This window comes from Dolichospermum sp. UHCC 0406 (genome assembly GCF_009712025.1).
In the GTDB taxonomy this organism is placed as follows: Bacteria; Cyanobacteriota; Cyanobacteriia; order Cyanobacteriales; family Nostocaceae; genus Dolichospermum; species Dolichospermum lemmermannii.
In genome coordinates, this window is sequence record NZ_VILA01000024.1 from 1 (window position 1) to 2,276 (window position 2,276).

At 37.5% G+C, this 2,276-nt stretch carries 6 protein-coding genes; 5 read left to right on the top strand and 1 reads right to left on the bottom strand.

Translation table 11 applies throughout. The features are described from left to right. Positions 1–389 precede the first annotated feature (389 nt). Genes FJR09_RS19735 through FJR09_RS19745 form a run of 3 tightly spaced genes read left to right on the top strand, consistent with a single transcriptional unit; the run spans position 390 to position 1,044 of the window. The gene (locus FJR09_RS19735) at positions 390–554 is read left to right on the top strand and encodes a hypothetical protein (RefSeq protein WP_072033657.1); all 165 of its coding nucleotides are present in this window, start codon (positions 390–392) and stop codon (positions 552–554) included. Between the two features lie 60 nt (positions 555–614). Continuing rightward, on the top strand, positions 615–809 hold the full coding sequence (locus FJR09_RS19740; RefSeq protein WP_039203721.1) for a hypothetical protein: 195 nt from the start codon (positions 615–617) through the stop codon (positions 807–809). After that, on the top strand, positions 802–1,044 hold the full coding sequence (locus FJR09_RS19745; RefSeq protein ID WP_039203720.1) for a hypothetical protein: 243 nt from the start codon (positions 802–804) through the stop codon (positions 1,042–1,044). Before FJR09_RS19740 ends, FJR09_RS19745 begins: the two co-directional genes overlap by 8 nt. A gap of 57 nt (positions 1,045–1,101) precedes the next feature. Here FJR09_RS19745 and FJR09_RS19750 read toward each other — a convergent pair whose 3' ends face one another. Further along, on the bottom strand, positions 1,102–1,284 hold the full coding sequence (locus tag FJR09_RS19750; RefSeq protein ID WP_027401740.1) for a hypothetical protein: 183 nt from the start codon (positions 1,282–1,284) through the stop codon (positions 1,102–1,104). A 59-nt stretch (positions 1,285–1,343) separates the two neighbouring features. On the opposite strand from FJR09_RS19750, the gene FJR09_RS25490 reads away from it, so the two are divergent. Next, a complete protein-coding gene (locus FJR09_RS25490; protein ID WP_235081864.1) occupies positions 1,344–1,700 on the top strand; it encodes a helix-turn-helix domain-containing protein in 357 nt (118 codons plus the stop codon). After that, positions 1,616–2,215: a transposase gene (locus tag FJR09_RS25495; protein WP_235081866.1), complete on the top strand. Its 600-nt coding sequence runs from the start codon at positions 1,616–1,618 to the stop codon at positions 2,213–2,215. Before FJR09_RS25490 ends, FJR09_RS25495 begins: the two co-directional genes overlap by 85 nt. The last annotated feature ends 61 nt before the right edge of the window (positions 2,216–2,276 follow it).

The window sequence follows — 2,276 nt, forward strand, 5'->3', positions numbered from 1 at the left end:
AAAGCTCTACTTTGTGTATCCATAATTTTGTTTTACATTGATACCTAATTGTTAAAATCATAAATTTTAATTGACCGTCAATGTAGTTTACTTGTGCTACTTTTTGAAGTGCGGAATGTGGGTTATATTATGGTGCAAAAAACCAACTCTCGCTCATAATTTGATACAGAGAGAGCTGTGTTGTATCTTTTTTGACTTTTTAAACATCCTCTTAACCCGCAGAACTTATAAAAATGTAGTGGAGTTGCATTTACTTGGCTTATAGTGCTAGTTTAGCATCTAAATAGATTCAGTTAACATCGTAAATGATTCAATCTAGATGTTTTTTGTAATAAACAGTGAATTAGTTAGTAGAATATTGGTGTAAAGGAGATTCTATATAGATGCAAATGAGTAAACGATTTAGCGTTACACTTCCAGATGCTGTATTTGAAGAATTGGAGAAACTTGCTAATGAACAGGGTAGAACCACAGCTAACCTTGCAGCTTTTATAGTGGAGTCTGGTATTCGTGAAATTAAAAAAACACAACTACGCAATCCAAAGGCAAGTTAGAACGTTCTCTACTCCAAACTCTGACTTGAAAACTGAATAAAGAACCTAAGTAAAATCAGCATGGCAGATGACATCAAACGTTCTAAGGGGAAATTTGACTATCTAGCAGAAACTAGAGATTGGGGCGCAGCTACAACTGAGGGGCGTTGCAAAAAACTTGCTAGAGGGAAAGGTAAGCGATTAGTCGAAATTATCGACACTGAAACTGGAGATTTACCAATTATTTGTATTTTTGAGGATTACCCAGATGAGTGAAACAGCTACTCAAGTTCCTATCACTACTATTGTTCCTATGCTGACTGCTATTAGCGATCGCAATTGGGAGCAATTCAAAAAGTTAGAGCGTGATTTTGTTAATCAGTATGGTGTGGATGTATGGGAGGACGTTTTTAATTTTCGGCTTAAACCTGCATTAGACAAGGATTCTGACCGATGGCTACTAATTCAATGGTGTAGCAAGGGTATCAAATCAGTAAAAATCGTTGCTTAGTTAGTGAAGCAGGGGGTAGAAACAGCTAGATAATTTCTACCCATAACTATCCTTATCTTACTGTTTGTCTAAGTCTTCAATAAGTTGATCAACAAAATCCCTTAACCGTTGCGGCCAGTCAGGGACGGTTTTAATTTTCTCCCTTTGCCCTTTCCGACCTTTAAAACAAATTGGTTGAGCGTCTAACTCAGCTTTGAGGATTTTTTTAGCGCCAAGTTTATTATTTTTCTCAAATCTCATTGACATTAACCTTAATCGTTGGTATACTTACTATAATATAACATTGAAAGGTCGAATCAATGCTTTTATCATTCAAAACTGCACTAATTCCAAATAACCGACAGATTACAGCTTTTCGCAAGGCTTCTGGAGTAGCTAGACACGCCTATAACTGGGCAAATGCTCAAGTTATAGATATTTTAGCTACTCGCAAAGAAGGCGAAAAACTTAAATTACCATCAGCGATTGACCTGCATAAAAAGTTAATAGCTGAGGTCAAATCTGAACACGCTTGGTATTACGAAGTTAACAAAAATGTCCCACAAAAGGCGTTAACTGACTTACGCCAAGCATGGGACCGAGGTTTATTTCTGTCAAGTACGAGATTGAAAAACCTCCTATACTTGCAGACAGACCGACCATCGGCGTTGACGTAGGAATAAAGGAGTTAGCAGTTTGCAGTAATGGTGAAATATTCAAAAACCCCAAAGCCTACCGCCGGATGAGTAAACGCATGAAACGCTTACAGCGTAGCGTTAGCCGAAAGGTGAAGGGGTCTAATAATCGCAAGAAAGCTGTAAGAAAATTGGCTAAATTACACGCCAAAGTTTCTAATATTCGCCAGGATTCCATACACAAATTAACCTACTATCTAGCTAAAAACCACAGCGTGATAAAGATAGAGGATTTGCACGTTAAGGCATTTTTGAAGAACCACAAATTAGCGGGTGCTATCGCCGATTGTGGGATGTATGAGTTCAAACGACAGTTAGAGTATAAAACCGAGAAGTTCGGGAGTGAATTAATCCTTGTGGATAGGTTCTTCCCCAGTTCTCAAATATGCTCTAACTGTGGGAATCATCGTCATAAAATGCCATTAAAAAACCGCTTTTTAACTGTGGCTTTTTGTGCCTTCAATGACATTCTTAATTGTCTTTGTCCTAAATTATAAACCAAAAGGCATAATGCCATTAACATCATCATTGTCTCTACTCTTTCGGGATTTTTCACAA

Coding starts and splice junctions, on each gene's coding strand:
- FJR09_RS19735 (WP_072033657.1), top strand. CDS start 390: ATGAGTAAACGATTTAGCGTTACACTTCCAGATGCTGTATTTGAAGAA.
- FJR09_RS19740 (WP_039203721.1), top strand. CDS start 615: ATGGCAGATGACATCAAACGTTCTAAGGGGAAATTTGACTATCTAGCA.
- FJR09_RS19745 (WP_039203720.1), top strand. CDS start 802: ATGAGTGAAACAGCTACTCAAGTTCCTATCACTACTATTGTTCCTATG.
- FJR09_RS19750 (WP_027401740.1), bottom strand. CDS start 1,284: ATGAGATTTGAGAAAAATAATAAACTTGGCGCTAAAAAAATCCTCAAA.
- FJR09_RS25490 (WP_235081864.1), top strand. CDS start 1,344: ATGCTTTTATCATTCAAAACTGCACTAATTCCAAATAACCGACAGATT.
- FJR09_RS25495 (WP_235081866.1), top strand. CDS start 1,616: ATGGGACCGAGGTTTATTTCTGTCAAGTACGAGATTGAAAAACCTCCT.